This is a genomic window from Streptococcus mitis (assembly GCF_016658865.1).
Lineage (GTDB): Bacteria > Bacillota > Bacilli > Lactobacillales > Streptococcaceae > Streptococcus > Streptococcus mitis_BT.
The window spans coordinates 1699400-1715218 of sequence record NZ_CP067992.1; the positions used below are offsets into that span (position 1 = coordinate 1699400).

The window sequence follows — 15819 nt, forward strand, 5'->3', positions numbered from 1 at the left end:
TTTATGAAAAAAGTATACTTAATCTTTTTCCTAGTTATTAGACTAAAGACTTTCTATTTTATCATTTCCACCTACTCGTCAAATATGCCTTTTCTCCTATTGTCCAGTTCTGATCATAAGGATCTACTGACCATTTTGTTGCCAGTAAAAAAAATGGAAACTTACTGTAACCAATTTGAGCTTCTACTAGATCGGTGGTCGTATTATACCTTCTATCTCGTTTCCACTTACCAATTTTTTGACTTCTATTCCTATTCCAGATAAAAAGTTCCTCTGGAAGTGCATAAATTCTACCATCATGAGAACTACCTTTCATTACAGGATAAAGGTACTGATGCAACTGATATTCACATCGCTTATTTAAGAGCCAATATCCTAGAATCATATAGAAGGGATTTATCTTTTCAAGAGGTAAGATAATTGGTAAAGGTAAAGCATTACTCACATCCACTGGTTTTGTAAGATACATTAACCATAACAATAATGATGAAAAATAAACTATAAATGTATGTAGTGGTATTCTATTCAAAACAATCATATATAATTTGTAATTCTTTATCTGTATCAAACAACGTCTTACATTAATACTGCCCACAATTATTTTATATAGAAAAATCACACAGAAGATAGGTAAAAAAATATATACAAAAATTAAGAAAGATGTTAAAACGATAAACTCAGCTATTCCAATAACAGCTGGATATTGAACTTTATATGTTTCAAAATCCTTTAATACAATGAACCATGGAGCGATAAAATACAAGCACGAGAATATTAGTAAAGCAATTTTTAAATAGAAAATATTCAAGAATTGACTTAATTTTAAAATGTTTGTTCTCATATAAATTCCAGCTCTCCTATCCATCCAATTTATCATTTCTTAAAACCATGACAATCTTAAAGCAGAATCCCCCCTATATTTGTTTAATAATTTGTAGGTATATATTAATCTGAACTTATTAAAATAATTTCTAATACTTCCTTCTACTTCCTTAGAAATATTTTACTTGATTGTATAAGTTCTAGTAAATTCAATTCGGCTCATATTATTCTTGAAATATAACTCATATAAAAAATCTATAACATCAAATCCTTTATTGTTTTTACATGATTTAGCGTTTCAAAAGCAAATTAAATGTCTGCCGAATCATCTGTCCACCAATTGTATCCCTAAACTTATCTTCCCTAGATAACTCATCTAACATCTCTTCTAGACTAACAGCCTTAATATGGCCTGGCCAAAAGACATTATCCAATCTACCTGCACCCTTATAGGTAGGCATCAAGACAACACGTGTTTCCAAGCGATAATATTTTAATAAATTTGCAAATTTATGGGAAAAGCTTTCTTCTGCATAAGACATGTTAGGGGACATTTTTTTAGGTCTGCCTATTTGAGCTCCTGTAGCACTGTCTATAGTGTACAATAAACCATCCGCTTCTCTATAAATCACATTTCCTGAAGCATAAAATTTTAAATCTACTAACCAAATCGTAGATCCAGAAACAATAACACAATCAATATCTGCATCTACCCTTTCATCTTCTAAATTGAGATTATGAACAGACCAAAAGGTAACTAATTTTTCTAAAAGTCCTTGTTTTTGTAATGCTTTCGCAAAATTGATTTCACCCTCTTGACCAAGATTAACTGCAGATTCATCGAATCCTGATTTATTCAATCCTTTTCCAGGTTCTCCAAACATCAATTCATGCTGATAAAGTTGATAATTCTTAAGCTTTTGTGGCTCAAATCCTGTCATTTTACCATTATGAGTTGCCTTGGAAATACTGGGAAGTTCACTATGTTTAGGTGTAGAAGGAGTAGGTGGTTCTGGAGAAACCTTAGCATTCTGTCTTCTGCCCCAAAGAAATCCTAATATAAAATATAGTATATTTCTGCGATGCTTAAAAAAGCGCAACAATTTCTCCACCTCCTAAAAAAATACCTTATTTAGCAATAGTCACTTTACTTGGTCTAAGAACCCTATTATTTAACAAATATCCTTTTTGCAATACTTCAACAATATTATTTTCACTTTGTTCATCAGTAGCTGCTACTGTATTAACAACCTCGTGCATACTGGGGTCAATCATACCACTATTATCAATAACTTGTAATCCATTCAATGAAAGAATTTGCAGCAGTTCTTCAGCAATTGAAGTAAGCAAATCTGATTTTTCTTCAGATGATTCAATACGATCAATAACTTGAAGAATCTGTTTCATAAATGGAGCAAATTTCTCACCCTTATCTAAATCCTGTCTATAGATTAAATACTGCTTCAGTTCTTCAATCAGACTATTTTTTGCTTTATCTTCTAATAAACGGCGTGTAATTAAAGATTCAATATCTTCAACTTTATCTACGATATACGAAACTTTTTCATGCAATACTTCTTCACTCATAAAAACTTTATCCTTTCTTTCTTCTATTTATTTGCCATCCTTTAGGGTAATTGTAATACAAGACAATATTTGATAACAATGCCAAACTTAATGCGTTACTAATCCAAAAGCTATTTACAAACTTATCAAAGAAACCACTCAAAAACCAATTGGCTGCAAAAACTAAGATGAACATGAGACATCCCATACCTTGTGAATGGCGTGTTGTGGCATAATTGATATAATTTTTATTTTCAATAAATTCATTGTAAAAACCATTATCTATAATTTTATTTTCAATCCCTAAACTTTGTGCCTTGGCCAAGTAAGCTTCTGCAATTCGAACACGCGCCTTATTATCTAAAACTGCTTCATTCTCATATTTTGTTCGATCAATATATTTTCTAAAGAAAGCCTCAACGTCTGTATCAGGTGCTTTTTTCATACGCTCTATCGTGATATCTAATAGTAACTTAAAATATACTTGCTGGAAATCTTTATTGTTACCATAGCGTTCGTTTAAGGTATCTAAATAATTCTCACACTCATCTTCAGATTTCAAAAATAGAATACCTGCATAATGTAGTTTATGCTCTAGTGAATCTGAAACATCTACTAATTTTCTTGCAAAATTATAGGCTTCCTCATTATCTCCAATTTCTCTATAAGAGCATGATAAAAGGTAATAAATATATTCTTCATTATTTTTATTTTCTTCTAAATAATGATCGTACAGATATCGAACATCTTTTACTGCCTGTTTATACTGATCAAATAAAAATAGTGATCTCCCCTTTTTCAAAAGATAAAAGGAATTATTAGATAGTTCAAAAGCTTCCTGATAATACTGAATTGCAAACTTTTGCTGATTCTTTTCACAATAAACATCACCTAACAAAGATAAGATATCTGCGTTTTTAGGTCTCAATCTATTAGCTTCACTAATAGCTAATTCTGCATCTGATAACTTTCTATCTTCAAGGCTAATCATAGCCTTGAAATACCAAACATCTGCATCATTTCGATTTATTTTTAAGGCTTCTTCAATGTAGGAATAAGCTAATGATTTCTTTCCTGAATAGAAGGCCTGTCTAGCTGAATCAAGATAGCTTGAATTTGAATGATTAGTTGGAGTCGAATCAGGGACTCCTTCAGAACTTTGTTTAGAATTTTCTAATTCCCTATCATATTTTTGTCTGGTTTCTTCACTTTCAAATACTTTTTCTGCCTGTGCAATGACTTCCATCTTTCTCTCAGCCATTGATCTTTGATCAATATTTGGAGAACCTGTCAACTGGCGATAGCGTCTTCTATTTGACTTGATACTTTTCTTGACATCATCTAATGAACTTGTTTCTGAAATCCCTAACTCTTCATAATAGTTTATGACCGACATTGTGTTCCTCCCCTAATCAATAGTTAAATCTTTTATTTTACGACTAGCTACTTCTACAGCACTTTTATCGAGATTTGCTTGTCTCTCTACTTCAAAAGTCCCTAATAAGTGATTATCCGAATCATGTACCTCTACAAAAACTGTTTGATCGACATCATAATGATAAGTTACCTTCAAAACCGTTCCTGCTGGCCAGTCACCTGGTAATTTAATGGTACTCTCTCCTATAACCGTAACAAATTGCGGATCCTCGTCATCCCCTTGAGTAACCTCTACTAACACATTTTGTTGATTATCAACAACTGTTGAAAAATACTCAGAGTACTTGTTTGGTACCTTGGAATTTTTAGGAATAATAATTGTATTTCTTTTCACACCATTCGAAAGAGCCAGAGTTCCCAAGGCTTGAGAAGTAACATCCGAAACAACTAACTTTTCTGCTAATCCACGAACTGTTTCACTAACATCTGCACTTTCTGATTTATTAGCGATTTCCAATGCTGCCTGAATAGCTGCTCCTTGTGCTACAGCTTCATCTGGATTAATAGAATATACAATCTTCTTCCCAATTTTCTCTTCCAATTTTCTTTGTACCATTGGCATTCGAGTTGAACCACCTATTAATAGTACTTGGTCAATTTCATCCCATGACATTCCAGATTCTTCAACAACATCATCTAACAGCTCCTCTGTACGATTCATTAGACTTTTTGTTGCTTCTTCAAATTCTACACGTGTTATAGGAATTTTATAACTTTTTCCTTTATAGTCGAGAAAGACATTTGTTTTTTCTACAGTTGTTAGTCCTCTCTTTGTATTCTCTGATTTTTCACGAAGTAAGGCAGTAAAATGTTCATCCGTATAAATATCCTCTGCTCCCTGTTCTTCCATCTTTTCAGCAATAATCATTGATAAGGCGTTATCAAAATCAAACCCTCCTAGATTACGATCTCCATCGGTGGCAATAACATCAAACTCGCCATCTTTTATTTTCATTAATGTAACGTCAAAAGTTCCACCACCTAAATCGTATACCAATACTGTCTCATTTTTTTCTGCTGATATACCATATGCAAGTGCAGCGGCTGTCGGTTCATTTAAAACTCGTAAAACATTGAGTCCAGCAATTTCTCCAGCATGTTTTGTTGCTGTTCTACGAGCATCATCAAAATAAGCTGGAACAGTTATTACAACATCCTCTACTTTGTCACCAAGGGCATTTTCTGCTCCTTCTTTTAATCTTTTTAAAATGATTGCTGAAATTTCTTCTGCTGTATAAACAGTATCACTAGGAGAATCAAACTTCCAATTTGGATTTCCCATTTGCCTTTTGACATACTGTACAACTGCTTCAGGACGACTTGCTGCCAAATTTTTAGCTTGAATACCAACAAGTGGTTCATCTTTCCCATCAAAATCCTGAAAGAATACAACAGATGGAGTTAAATTTTCACCATCTTGATTCAATAAAATTTGTGGTTGTCCAGTCTCTGATAATACAGATACTGCTGAATAAGTCGTTCCTAAATCAATTCCAATTGCTTTACTCATATTTCACTCCTAATCATTATTTGATTTAAACTGTGTTAGTATTTCTGTTAAAAACTCACAGTATTTTAATTCTGCATCAATCTTGCTCTGATTTTTCCCCAAAGTTCTAAGACTGCTAACTGTTAAATTACTAAGTTGAGCTCCTAATTTCTGACCCAATGACAAATCCGATTCTCTAATTGCTTCCCTGAATCTTTTATTATCTTCTGATATGTAGTATTTTTTTAATTGTTTACTCTCACCTAAAGTATCTATAGTCAGAAGCTGTACTGATCCTTGGTTTTTTAAACGAAAACAAAACTTTACATAGTCTTTCTGGTGATTTGGGTGTGAAATAACTAGACATTCTTCAATCTCTTTATTAAACAAACCACCGAGTTTTATTTGTTCTTCATCAATTTTACAAGGAAGATCAAACTCTTTTGCTTTTTCAACAATTTTCGTCTTACAATATTCTAAATCTAATCTAGGATTATTCTCATCGGAATAATATCTCCATTCATCTATATAACTTTCCAATTCTTTGTATTTAATCATCAACAATCTCCTTTTATATTTTATTGTTTACGGTTACAGTATAGCATGCTATTTACCTTATTTACAAAAAGCGTATTTATATTTACCTTTATTGAACAATTACCCCCCCCCCCCCCCGAAAAAGCGTAACTATAATTACCTTTTTCTAAAAAAACCTTAAAAATTGGTAGAATTATGATAGAATGGAAAAAAGGACTTGAGGAGATTTAGGATGCAAGATGAAAGTGTGTATGGATTAGTCTATAAGGCTATTCGTGAGGAGAGAGGATTTACACAAAAGGAAGCTGCTGGGACTACAGTGACTCCTCATTTTTTACGTCAGTTTGAGCAAGGGAAATCTCGAATAACCATTCAAAAATTTGAAGAGATTCTTTCTAATATTGGAATTGATAAAGAGACCTTTGATAGTCTCAAAACACAGATGTTTCCAACGGAATTTCATAAATTACAGGCTCAGGTTGCTGATTTGGCCTACAAGCGTGAATTTAAAAAAATCATTAGTTTGATTAATCAACCCATGGAAAATCCTGGGATTGCTGAACACTATGTGATTGCCAACCGTGTAGTCAATAAATTTGCTATCGCAAACATCATTGGCGATTCTTTTCTGACTCCAAAAGATTATCAAGAACTAGAATATATCAAGAACTATCTGAGTGAATTGGACGACTGGAATAAAATTGAGGTTAATATCTTTTCATCTATCCTGCCTCACTTTTCAATCGAATTTTTAGATTACAGACTCTACCACCTATTAGATACTCTAAAAAAACAAACTGAATACCATTCAATCCGTACTGCTGACTACTATATTGCCTGCTTAAGAACTGCTATCAAGCATTACTCTGTCAATGGCTACTATGATAAGGCTGAGAATTTAGCAGTGAAGACTCTGGAAGTGATTAATACTTTCCCTCTACTGAGTACCAAGATGACAGAGATGATTAGCATTTCTATGGAACGTGCTAATAATTTTCTCAGAAAAGACGATGTCAGAGGTCTAGAACTTGCTAAGCATATCTTTGCCAGTCTTGATAACTTTGAAAAAATCTATCCAAATCAACTTCTGACTCGAATGAGAGAGGATTTCTTTGTTACTGTCACACAACTCAATCACACTGGCCAGCCTTTAGATATCTAATCTAGAAATCAAAAAAGCTTGAGGAATCATCTATATTCCTCAGGCTTTTCTTATCCTTTAAAAGTGACAATAGTTGCACCACTGCCCCCAGCATTTTGCGGGGCATAGCCGAAACTCTTGACATGTTTGTTTCTTTGTAGGTATTTGGTGACTCCTTCACGGATGACACCTGTACCGATACCATGGATGATATCGACTTGGGCCATATTGTTGAGCAGAGCTTGGTCGATAAAGGCATCTAGCTCATTCATGGCCTCTTCATAACGTTTGCCTCGAAGGTCCAGTCTTGCTTGTGGGCCACGACCAGAAGTTCGTTTCACAACATTGACTTGTTTCTTCTTGACTTGCTTTTCTTGCTGGGCTTGAACAAGATCAAATTCTTTTTCTTCCAAGGTCATCTTGATTAAACCGACTTGGGCTTCCCAACGGCCATCCTTAAGTTGGCTGGTCAAGGTACCACGCTGTCCATAACTGAGAACCACGATATCATCTCCCACCTTTGGAGCTCGTTTTTTCTTGGCCTTTTGAAGGACCTTGTTTTTAGACAAGTCCACTTTTTCAGGAGCTAATTTTTTCAGCTTGGCTTTGGCTTCAATGATTTCATGGGGCTTGAGTTGGGATTTGCTATGGAGATTTTTGAGAATCTGATCACTTTCACTTAGGGCCATGTCCACAATCTCAGCTGCCTGTTCACGCGCCTTGTTAAGCTCTGTTTCCTTTTCACGATTGAGCTCGTTGTAAAGTTTTTTGAGAGCACGATTCATCTTGAGATTCTCTTGCTCCACCTCACGGATATTATCCAAGCGTTTACGACTTTCAAGCGTCTGCTCTTCCAGTTGCTCAATAATCCGGTTGACATCATTGTCCTGATCGACCTGCTGGCTGGCATCCCCTACGATGACTTCAGATAGGCCTAGACGTTTGGCAATTTCAAAGGCATTGCTTCGACCAGGCACGCCCTGCATAAAGCGATAGGTCGGGCGAAGAGTGGCAGTATCAAACTCCATGCTGGCATTTTGCACAAAGGCTGTCTCAATACCATAGGCCTTGAGTTCGGGATAGTGGGTGGTCGCCATGGTCTTGACTTGACGCAGGCGAAGGTCCTCCAGAATAGCCATGGCAAGAGCAGCTCCTTCTTGAGGGTCTGTACCAGCACCCAACTCGTCTAAGAGTAAGAGGGAATGTTGGTTGACCTTGCCAAGAATATCCACGATATTGGTCATGTGGCTAGAGAAGGTAGACAAACTCTGCTCAATAGACTGCTCATCGCCAATATCGGCAAAGATTTCTTCAAAAATACCCACACGACTTCCCTTTTCTGCTAAAATCGGCAAACCAGACTGAGCCATAACCTGCGTCAAGCCCAGAGTTTTGAGCATGATGGTCTTCCCACCTGTATTTGGACCTGTGATGACAATGGCTGTTAAATCTTGACCAAAATGGACATCATTCGCAACCGCATTTTTGACCAAAGGATGGCAGACATGGAGCAGTTGAATCTCCTGATTTTCTGACAGCTGAGGAACAACTGCTTGCCTCTCTTGGATAAAGCGGACCTTGGCACGAATCAAGTCTAGATGACCGATAATCCAAGCATCATTGGCAATCTCAGCAGCATGTGGGCGGACACGCTCAGAAATTTCTTGGAGAATGCGAAGCATTTCATAACGCTCATCTGCTCGCAGACTAGCGATTTCTTCGCTCAGTTTGACCACCTCACGGGGTTCGATATAGACGGTGTTTCCGCTGGCAGAAATGTCATGAACAACACCTGCAATCTTGTTGCGGTAGGTGTTTTTGACTGGTAAAACCTGACGGCCATTTCTGCTTGCAACAATCCCTTCCGTCAACATCTGCGCTTTTTGTTTGAGCAAATCTTGCAAGACATCACGTACCTGACTCTCGCTATCATGAATTTTTCGACGGATTCGTGCCAATTCTTCACTGGCAAAATTTTCAATGAAACCTGCATCATTAAAGGCTTGTAGATTTCCTTGTAATTGCGGAAAATCGTGAAATTTCTCAAACCATAGGGCTAATTCTTCCAAGCTGACATTTTCCAGATTAGAATAAAAACTTTGCAGTTCTCGGCTAGCAAGAAGTACGCGCTTCAAGAGTAGGAACTCCTCGATATTGAGGTCCGCTCCCATCTCCAACCGCTTGCAGACTCCTGCGATTTCCTTAGTTGCGAGAATGGTAAAATGCGGTTGCTCGACAAAGAGAGCCTGCATTTCCTTCATCTCAGCAAAAGCCTGTTTGATTTTATCTGCTTTGGCAGTCGGAGCAAGCTGTCTCAATTGCTCCAAGCCCTGCTCGGTCAACAAATGAGGTTCAAACAAAGCCTTGACCTTATTGAACTCTAATGTTTCTAATATTTTCTTATTCATCTTTATTTCCTTATCTTTGAATATCTAGGTGTGGTAGCTTTTTACATTCTGATAGATTCGAGTCAAATCTGTAAACAAAGGGCTAGGAAAATTCCTGCCCTTTTTATCCGATTAAATTTGTCACCCAGATTTGTTTGAGCCAACTGGTTGTTACCGGTATGCTCTGGATGATGTGTTTTGCGACGATACTCTTTTCAAGAGGATTTTGTACAGCCGCCATGGGGATGGTCGCCAAGATTGTCAAGGTCATTTGCAAGACAAATAAGGTCACCAACATGGACAAGATCCCTGCTGAAACTTGGAACAACTTACCACCCAGTTTTTTACTAGGAAGTAAGTGCAAAAGGAGACCAAGTAAACGACCGATACTATAGACTATCCCAAATACCAGCAAGTAGCCGATCCCTGCGTAAAAGACCTTATCCAACTGAAAGAGTTGATCCGATGGGAAAAAGAAAGTTCCCTGACCTGCCTGCGGATTTGCATAAGGTAGCAATAAATGAAACTGTTCTCCAAGCCCCTTGTAAAACTGGCCAGCCACAAAAGCAGATGCCATGGCTGAAATCAGGTAATAAACCTGTAAGAGCAGGCCTCTCCGATAGCCGATATAAAATCCCCAAGCCAAGACCAATAGAAGAAGGAGTGAAATCATAAGGAATCCTCAATCTTGCTCTGTTCTTGCTTGCAAGTCACAAGCTTGTGACGGAGTTCTTCTAATTCTTGCTCCTTATCATCAAATTCAATCTCACGGCTGAGCTGAGTTGACAAACAGTTGACTGCCAACAAAAGAGCGATGGTTTCATCGTCTGCACTAGGCATTTGTTCTTTAATTGCTTGGTATTTTTCTGTCGCAACCTTGGCGATCTCCTCCATAAAAAGGTTATCATGCTCGCTGGTCAAGGTTAATGATTTTTTCCCGAATGTAAATTTGAATCGATTTAGATTTGCCATAAAATTCACCTCACGATATTATACCAAAATTCGCTAATTTTGTCAGTTTTTACAAATTTGCCTGCTTTTATGGTACAATAGAAACTATGGCAAGTATTACACTCACACCAAGCGAAAAGGAGATTCAGGCTTTTCTTGAACACTATCAAACTAGTCTAGCTCCCAGCAAGAATCCCTATATGCGCTACTTTTTGAAACTACCTCAAGCAACGGTTTCTATCTATACTTCTGGAAAGGTCTTGCTTCAAGGGGAAGGAGCTGAGAAATATGCTAGTTTCTTTGGCTATCAAGTTGTAGAGGAAACCAGGGGACAAAATTTCCCTTTAATTGGGACAGATGAGGTTGGAAATGGTTCCTACTTTGGTGGGCTTGCAGTTGTGGCTTCCTTTGTCACGCCTGACCAGCATGCCTTCTTGCGAAAACTCGGTGTGGGGGATTCTAAAACTCTGACTGATCAAAAGATCCGTCAGATTGCCCCTATCCTCAAAGAAAAAATCCAGCACCAGGCACTCCTTCTCTCACCAAGCAAGTACAACGAGGTCATCGGAGACCGCTACAACGCTGTTTCTGTTAAGGTAGCCCTCCATAACCAGGCTATCTATCTCCTCCTTCAGAAAGGTGTTCAGCCTGAGAAAATTGTGATTGATGCCTTTACCAGTGCTAAAAATTATGACAAGTACTTGGCACAAGAGGCCAATCGTTTCAGCAATCCTATCAGCTTAGAAGAAAAGGCTGAAGGCAAATACTTGGCTGTCGCAGTTTCTTCTATCATTGCACGTGATCTCTTTCTAGAAAATCTTGAAAATCTGGGACGAGAGCTGGGCTATCAACTTCCAAGTGGAGCTGGAACGGCTTCTGATAAGGTGGCTAGCCAGATTTTGCAAGCCTATGGTATGCAAGGACTCAATTTCTGCGCCAAACTGCACTTTAAAAATACTGAAAAAGCGAAAAAACGCCTAGAAAGGTAAGTTATGAATTCATTTAAAAATTTCTTAAAAGAGTGGGGATTGTTCCTTCTAATTCTGTCATTACTAGCTTTAAGTCGTATCTTTTTTTGGAGCAATGTCCGCGTAGAAGGGCATTCCATGGATCCTACCCTAGCGGATGGCGAAATCCTCTTTGTTGTCAAACACCTACCTATTGACCGTTTTGATATCGTGGTTGCCCATGAGGAAGATGGTAATAAGGACATCGTCAAGCGTGTCATCGGAATGCCTGGCGACACCGTCCGTTACGAAAACGATAAACTTTACATCAATGACAAAGAGACGGACGAACCTTATCTAGCTGACTACATCAAACGTTTCAAGAATGACAAACTCCAAAGCACCTATTCAGGCAAGGGTTTTGAAGGAAATAAAGGAACTTTCTTTAGAAGTATTGCTGAAAAAGCCCAAGCCTTCACAGTTGATGTCAATTACAACACCAACTTTAGCTTTACTGTCCCAGAAGGAGAATACCTTCTCCTTGGAGATGACCGCTTGGTTTCGAGCGACAGCCGTCACGTAGGTACCTTCAAAGCAAAAGATATCACAGGGGAAGCTAAATTCCGCTTCTGGCCAATCACCCGTATCGGAACATTTTAAAAGACCTAAGAGGCCGAGAATCAAGAATCTCAGCCTCTTCTTCTATCGTGAGAAGTGATAGTTTATTGACTATAATAAAAATATCCCGAACTCTCACCTATTCATGCAAAGGAATTTTATGGAATTTTATTTTTCAGGAACCATTGAACGGATTATTTTTGAAAATCCCAGCAATTTTTACCGCATCCTCCTCCTAGAAATTGACGATACGGACGCAGAGGATTTTGATGATTTTGAAATCATTGTCACGGGTACCATGGCTGACGTGATTGAGGGAGAAGACTATACTTTTTGGGGGCAAATTGTACAGCACTCCAAGTATGGGAAGCAACTGCAAATCAGCCGGTATGAACGCGCAAAACCAACTAGTAAAGGGCTGGTTAAGTACTTTTCAAGTAGCCATTTCAAGGGAATTGGTCTCAAGACAGCTCAGAAAATTGTGGATACCTATGGCGACAATACCATTGACGAAATTCTGCAACACCCAGAAAAGCTAGGAAGCATCGCAGGACTATCTGCCAAAAATCGCGAGGCTTTCGTCTCCACTCTCCGTCTCAACTACGGAACCGAGATGGTTTTGTCCAAACTAGCCAACTACGGCATTCCCAATAAACTAGCCTTTCAGATTCAAGACTTTTACAAGGAAGAAACTCTTGATGTGGTTGAAAATTATCCCTACCAATTGGTTGAGGATATCAAGGGTTTAGGCTTTACTATTGCTGACCAATTAGCGGAAGAACTCGGCATCGAAAGTCAGGCTCCTGAGCGCTTTCGTGCCGGTCTAGTTCACAGTCTTTTTCAGGCCTGTATGGGAACAGGGGACACCTATGTTGAAGCACGGGATTTGCTGGAACAAACCCTTACTCTCCTTGAATCTTCCCGTCCCGTGGAACTGGATCCTAGCCAAGTAGCCCAAGAACTCTCCTACCTGATCGAAGAAGACAAGGTTCAGCAGATTGATACAAAAATCTTTGATAACAGCCTCTTTTTCGCTGAGGAAGGCATCCGCAGTCACTTGGTTCGTATCCTTGAAAAAGGAAAACAGAAGAGCCATGATTTAGAAACTATTCAAAAGCATATCACTACTGTCGAGGAAGAACTGGGAATTGAGTATGATAACATTCAAAAACAAGCTATTTGTGATGCTATCCAGAACAAGGTCTTTATCCTAACAGGTGGACCTGGTACTGGTAAGACAACGGTTATCAATGGGATCATCGCTGTTTATGCCCTTTTAGAAGGACTTGACCTCAGGAAAAAAAGCAATCTGCCGATTCTTCTTGCTGCTCCAACTGGCCGAGCAGCTCGGCGCATGAATGAATTGACAGGTTTGCCTAGTGCTACCATACACCGCCATTTGGGAATGACAGGGGACGATGATACCAGTCATCTGGAAGATTATCTGGATGCTGACTTTATCATCGTAGATGAATTTTCCATGGTGGATACTTGGCTGGCCAACCAACTCTTCTCCAACATCTCTTCTAGCAGTAAAATCCTCATCGTGGGTGACAGCGACCAACTACCGTCTGTCAGCCCTGGACAGGTTCTAGCGGATCTGCTTCATATTCCCTTGATTCCTCAGACTCGTTTGGAAAAAATTTACCGACAAAGCGAAGAATCAACCATCGTCACTCTAGCTAGTCAGATTCGACAGGGCATCTTGCCAGCTGACTTTACCCAGAAAAAAGCAGACCGTTCCTACTTTGAAATTGCTAGCGGCCATATTCCAGCTACGATTGAAAAAATCTTAGGCGCTGCCCTAAGAAGTGGTATCCCTGCCCGTGATATCCAAGTTCTGGCTCCCATGTACCGAGGAACAGCAGGGATTGATGCCATCAACCAACTCATGCAAGACCTGCTTAATCCACCACAAAAAGACCAAGTCAGTTTTGAAGCTCCCCAGTGCCACTATCGTAAGGGCGACAAGGTCATTCACTTGGTCAATGATGCTGAAATCAATGTCTTTAATGGAGATTTAGGAACTATCACAGACCTGATTCCTGGTAAATACACCGAGTCGAAACAAGACGAAATTGTCATTGATTTTGATGGCAACGAGGTCTCTTACCCACGTAACGAATGGTACAAGATTCGCCTGGCCTATGCCATGAGTATCCATAAGTCCCAGGGAAGTGAGTTCCCTGTTGTCATCCTACCTATCACTAGTGCTAGTAGGCGTATGCTGGAGCGCAATCTCATCTATACAGCCATTACACGCGCCAAAAGCAAGCTTATCTTACTAGGCGAATTACAGGCCTTCGACTATGCCACCCAGCATATCGGAACTGCCCGAAAAACCTATCTGATTGAACGCTTCAGTGATTTATTGGAGAATGTTGAAGAAAAGCAACAAGCGGTCTCTGAAACAGTCACATCAAGTACCTCTGAACAATCCTACATCTTAACCGAAGAAAACTGGGACAGCATCCCCGCCATGATTGGGATTACAGACGTAGACCTCAAAGAGATTTTTGGAAAATAGTGCATAAGAAAACCCACCAATTCAGGTGGGATTTTTGTTTATTAAGATTATTTAACTGTTGCTGTGCTTGTGATCAATTCAACAGCTTTTTTAATTGTGATGTCGTGTTTCAACATATCAGCTGAAAGCAAGCTTTGTACTTGTGCAACTTCCATGTTGTAATCTGCAGCCAATTGCTCGATTTCTTTTTGGATTTCTTCTTCTGAAGCATCAAATCCTTCAGCTTTGGCAACTGCTTCGATAACAAGGTTAGTCTTAGTACGTGACTCAGCTTCTCCCTCGTATTGTTTGTGAAGATCTTCTTGAGTAGTTCCAGTGATTTGGAAGTACATGTCAGGGTTGATACCTTGACGTTGCAAGTTTCCAAGGAATTCGTTTACTGAACGGTGAACTTCTTCGTGGATCATTTCTTCTGGAAGTTCTACGATTTCAGCGTTTTCTACAGCTTTATCAATTGCTGCACCTTCAACTGCATCTTTGTAAGCTTCTTCTTTAGCAGCAGCCAATTCCTTGCGGTATTTTTCTTTCAATTCAGCAAGTGTTTCAACTTCTTCGTCGATGTCTTTTGCAAGCTCATCGTCAAGAGCTGGAACTTCTTTAGCTTTTACTTCGTGGATAGTTGTTACGAATTTAGCTTCTTTACCTGCAAGGTCTTCTGCCTGGTAGTCTTCTGGGAATGTTACGATAACATCAACAGTTTCACCAGCTGAGTGACCTACCAATTGGTCTTCGAAACCAGGAATGAATTGACCTGAACCAAGCCCAAGTGAGAAGTTTTCACCTTTTCCGCCATCAAATTCAACACCGTCGATAGAACCAACGAAGTCGATGACAACAGTGTCGCCGTTTTCAGCAGCAGCTTCTTTGATAACCAATTCAGCCAAGTTGTTGCGTTCGCGTTCGATACGCTCTTCAACGTCAGCATCAGTTACTTCTTTTTCTACATCTACTGATACTTCAAGGTTTTTGTAGTCACCCAATTTTACTTCAGGTTTTGTAACAACTTCAGCAGTGATAACCCAGTCTTGACCTTTTTCCATTGAAGTTACATCAATTTTTGGTTGTGCAACGACTTCAAGACCAGCTTCTTTTACAGCTGCTTCATAAGCGTTTGGTAAAAGAGCGTTCATAACGTCTTGGTAAAGTGACTCTTCACCAAATTTTTTGTCGAAGATAGGGCGTGGAAGGTGACCTTTACGGAAACCTGGAACATTAAGAGATTTCTTCACTGAGTTGAAGACACGGTCCAATTCTGGTTTGATTTGGTCTTGAGAGATAGTAAAAGTCAAGACACCACGGTTTGTTTCTTTGTTTTCAAATGATACAGACATTCTGTCATTTCTCCTTAAAATTTTTTAAATACAGTCTATTATAACATAAATGGGCGACTTTTTTCA

General features: G+C 38.7%; 14 protein-coding genes. 4 read left to right on the forward strand and 10 right to left on the reverse strand.

Annotated features, from left to right (window positions below; all coding sequences use genetic code 11):
* Nucleotides 1–61 precede the first annotated feature (61 nt).
* From JJN14_RS08425 to JJN14_RS08450, 6 genes are all read right to left on the reverse strand, one after another.
* Nucleotides 62–841, reverse strand: a complete 780-nt coding sequence (locus JJN14_RS08425) for a hypothetical protein (protein WP_049502091.1) — start codon at nucleotides 839–841, stop codon at nucleotides 62–64.
* A gap of 271 nt (nucleotides 842–1112) precedes the next feature.
* Nucleotides 1113–1922, reverse strand: a complete 810-nt coding sequence (locus JJN14_RS08430; RefSeq protein WP_236253689.1) for a nuclease-related domain-containing protein — start codon at nucleotides 1920–1922, stop codon at nucleotides 1113–1115.
* Between the two features lie 28 nt (nucleotides 1923–1950).
* On the reverse strand, nucleotides 1951–2409 hold the full coding sequence (locus JJN14_RS08435) for a nucleotide exchange factor GrpE (protein WP_033686459.1): 459 nt from the start codon (nucleotides 2407–2409) through the stop codon (nucleotides 1951–1953).
* Between the two features lie 7 nt (nucleotides 2410–2416).
* A complete protein-coding gene (locus tag JJN14_RS08440; RefSeq protein ID WP_049502063.1) occupies nucleotides 2417–3784 on the reverse strand; it encodes a hypothetical protein in 1368 nt (455 codons plus the stop codon).
* A gap of 12 nt (nucleotides 3785–3796) precedes the next feature.
* Nucleotides 3797–5335, reverse strand: coding sequence for an Hsp70 family protein (locus tag JJN14_RS08445; protein WP_000030105.1), 1539 nt, complete (start codon nucleotides 5333–5335; stop codon nucleotides 3797–3799).
* Nucleotides 5336–5344: 9 nt separating this feature from the next.
* Nucleotides 5345–5872, reverse strand: a complete 528-nt coding sequence (locus JJN14_RS08450) for a hypothetical protein (protein ID WP_033686457.1) — start codon at nucleotides 5870–5872, stop codon at nucleotides 5345–5347.
* A gap of 211 nt (nucleotides 5873–6083) precedes the next feature.
* Here JJN14_RS08450 and JJN14_RS08455 point away from each other — a divergent pair, with 211 nt between their 5' ends.
* Nucleotides 6084–7013 (forward strand): helix-turn-helix domain-containing protein, encoded by a 930-nt coding sequence (locus JJN14_RS08455; RefSeq protein WP_201058414.1) that lies wholly within the window; start codon nucleotides 6084–6086, stop codon nucleotides 7011–7013.
* A 50-nt stretch (nucleotides 7014–7063) separates the two neighbouring features.
* On the opposite strand, the gene JJN14_RS08460 is transcribed toward JJN14_RS08455, so the two are convergent.
* The 3 genes from JJN14_RS08460 to zapA form a co-directional block, all read right to left on the reverse strand.
* Entirely contained in the window at nucleotides 7064–9400 is a 2337-nt protein-coding gene (locus JJN14_RS08460; protein ID WP_201058415.1) for an endonuclease MutS2, read from the reverse strand.
* 103 nt (nucleotides 9401–9503) lie between these two features.
* Complete coding sequence (locus JJN14_RS08465; RefSeq protein WP_115904881.1) at nucleotides 9504–10052, reverse strand: CvpA family protein; 549 nt, start codon at nucleotides 10050–10052, stop codon at nucleotides 9504–9506.
* Nucleotides 10049–10351 (reverse strand): cell division protein ZapA, encoded by a 303-nt coding sequence (gene zapA, locus JJN14_RS08470; RefSeq protein ID WP_000002019.1) that lies wholly within the window; start codon nucleotides 10349–10351, stop codon nucleotides 10049–10051. The genes JJN14_RS08465 and zapA overlap by 4 nt, the downstream gene beginning before the upstream one ends.
* Before the next feature lie 86 nt (nucleotides 10352–10437).
* Here zapA and rnhC point away from each other — a divergent pair, with 86 nt between their 5' ends.
* From rnhC to JJN14_RS08485, 3 genes are all read left to right on the forward strand, one after another.
* Nucleotides 10438–11319 carry a ribonuclease HIII gene (gene rnhC / locus JJN14_RS08475; RefSeq protein ID WP_201058416.1) on the forward strand — a complete coding sequence of 294 codons (882 nt, stop codon included), beginning with the start codon at nucleotides 10438–10440 and terminating at the stop codon, nucleotides 11317–11319.
* Between the two features lie 3 nt (nucleotides 11320–11322).
* Nucleotides 11323–11937, forward strand: coding sequence for a signal peptidase I (gene lepB, locus JJN14_RS08480; protein WP_049486944.1), 615 nt, complete (start codon nucleotides 11323–11325; stop codon nucleotides 11935–11937).
* A 118-nt stretch (nucleotides 11938–12055) separates the two neighbouring features.
* Nucleotides 12056–14422 (forward strand): ATP-dependent RecD-like DNA helicase, encoded by a 2367-nt coding sequence (locus JJN14_RS08485; RefSeq protein WP_201058417.1) that lies wholly within the window; start codon nucleotides 12056–12058, stop codon nucleotides 14420–14422.
* Nucleotides 14423–14469: 47 nt separating this feature from the next.
* On the opposite strand, the gene tig is transcribed toward JJN14_RS08485, so the two are convergent.
* A complete protein-coding gene (gene tig, locus JJN14_RS08490) occupies nucleotides 14470–15753 on the reverse strand; it encodes a trigger factor (RefSeq protein ID WP_045612235.1) in 1284 nt (427 codons plus the stop codon).
* Nucleotides 15754–15819 lie beyond the last annotated feature (66 nt).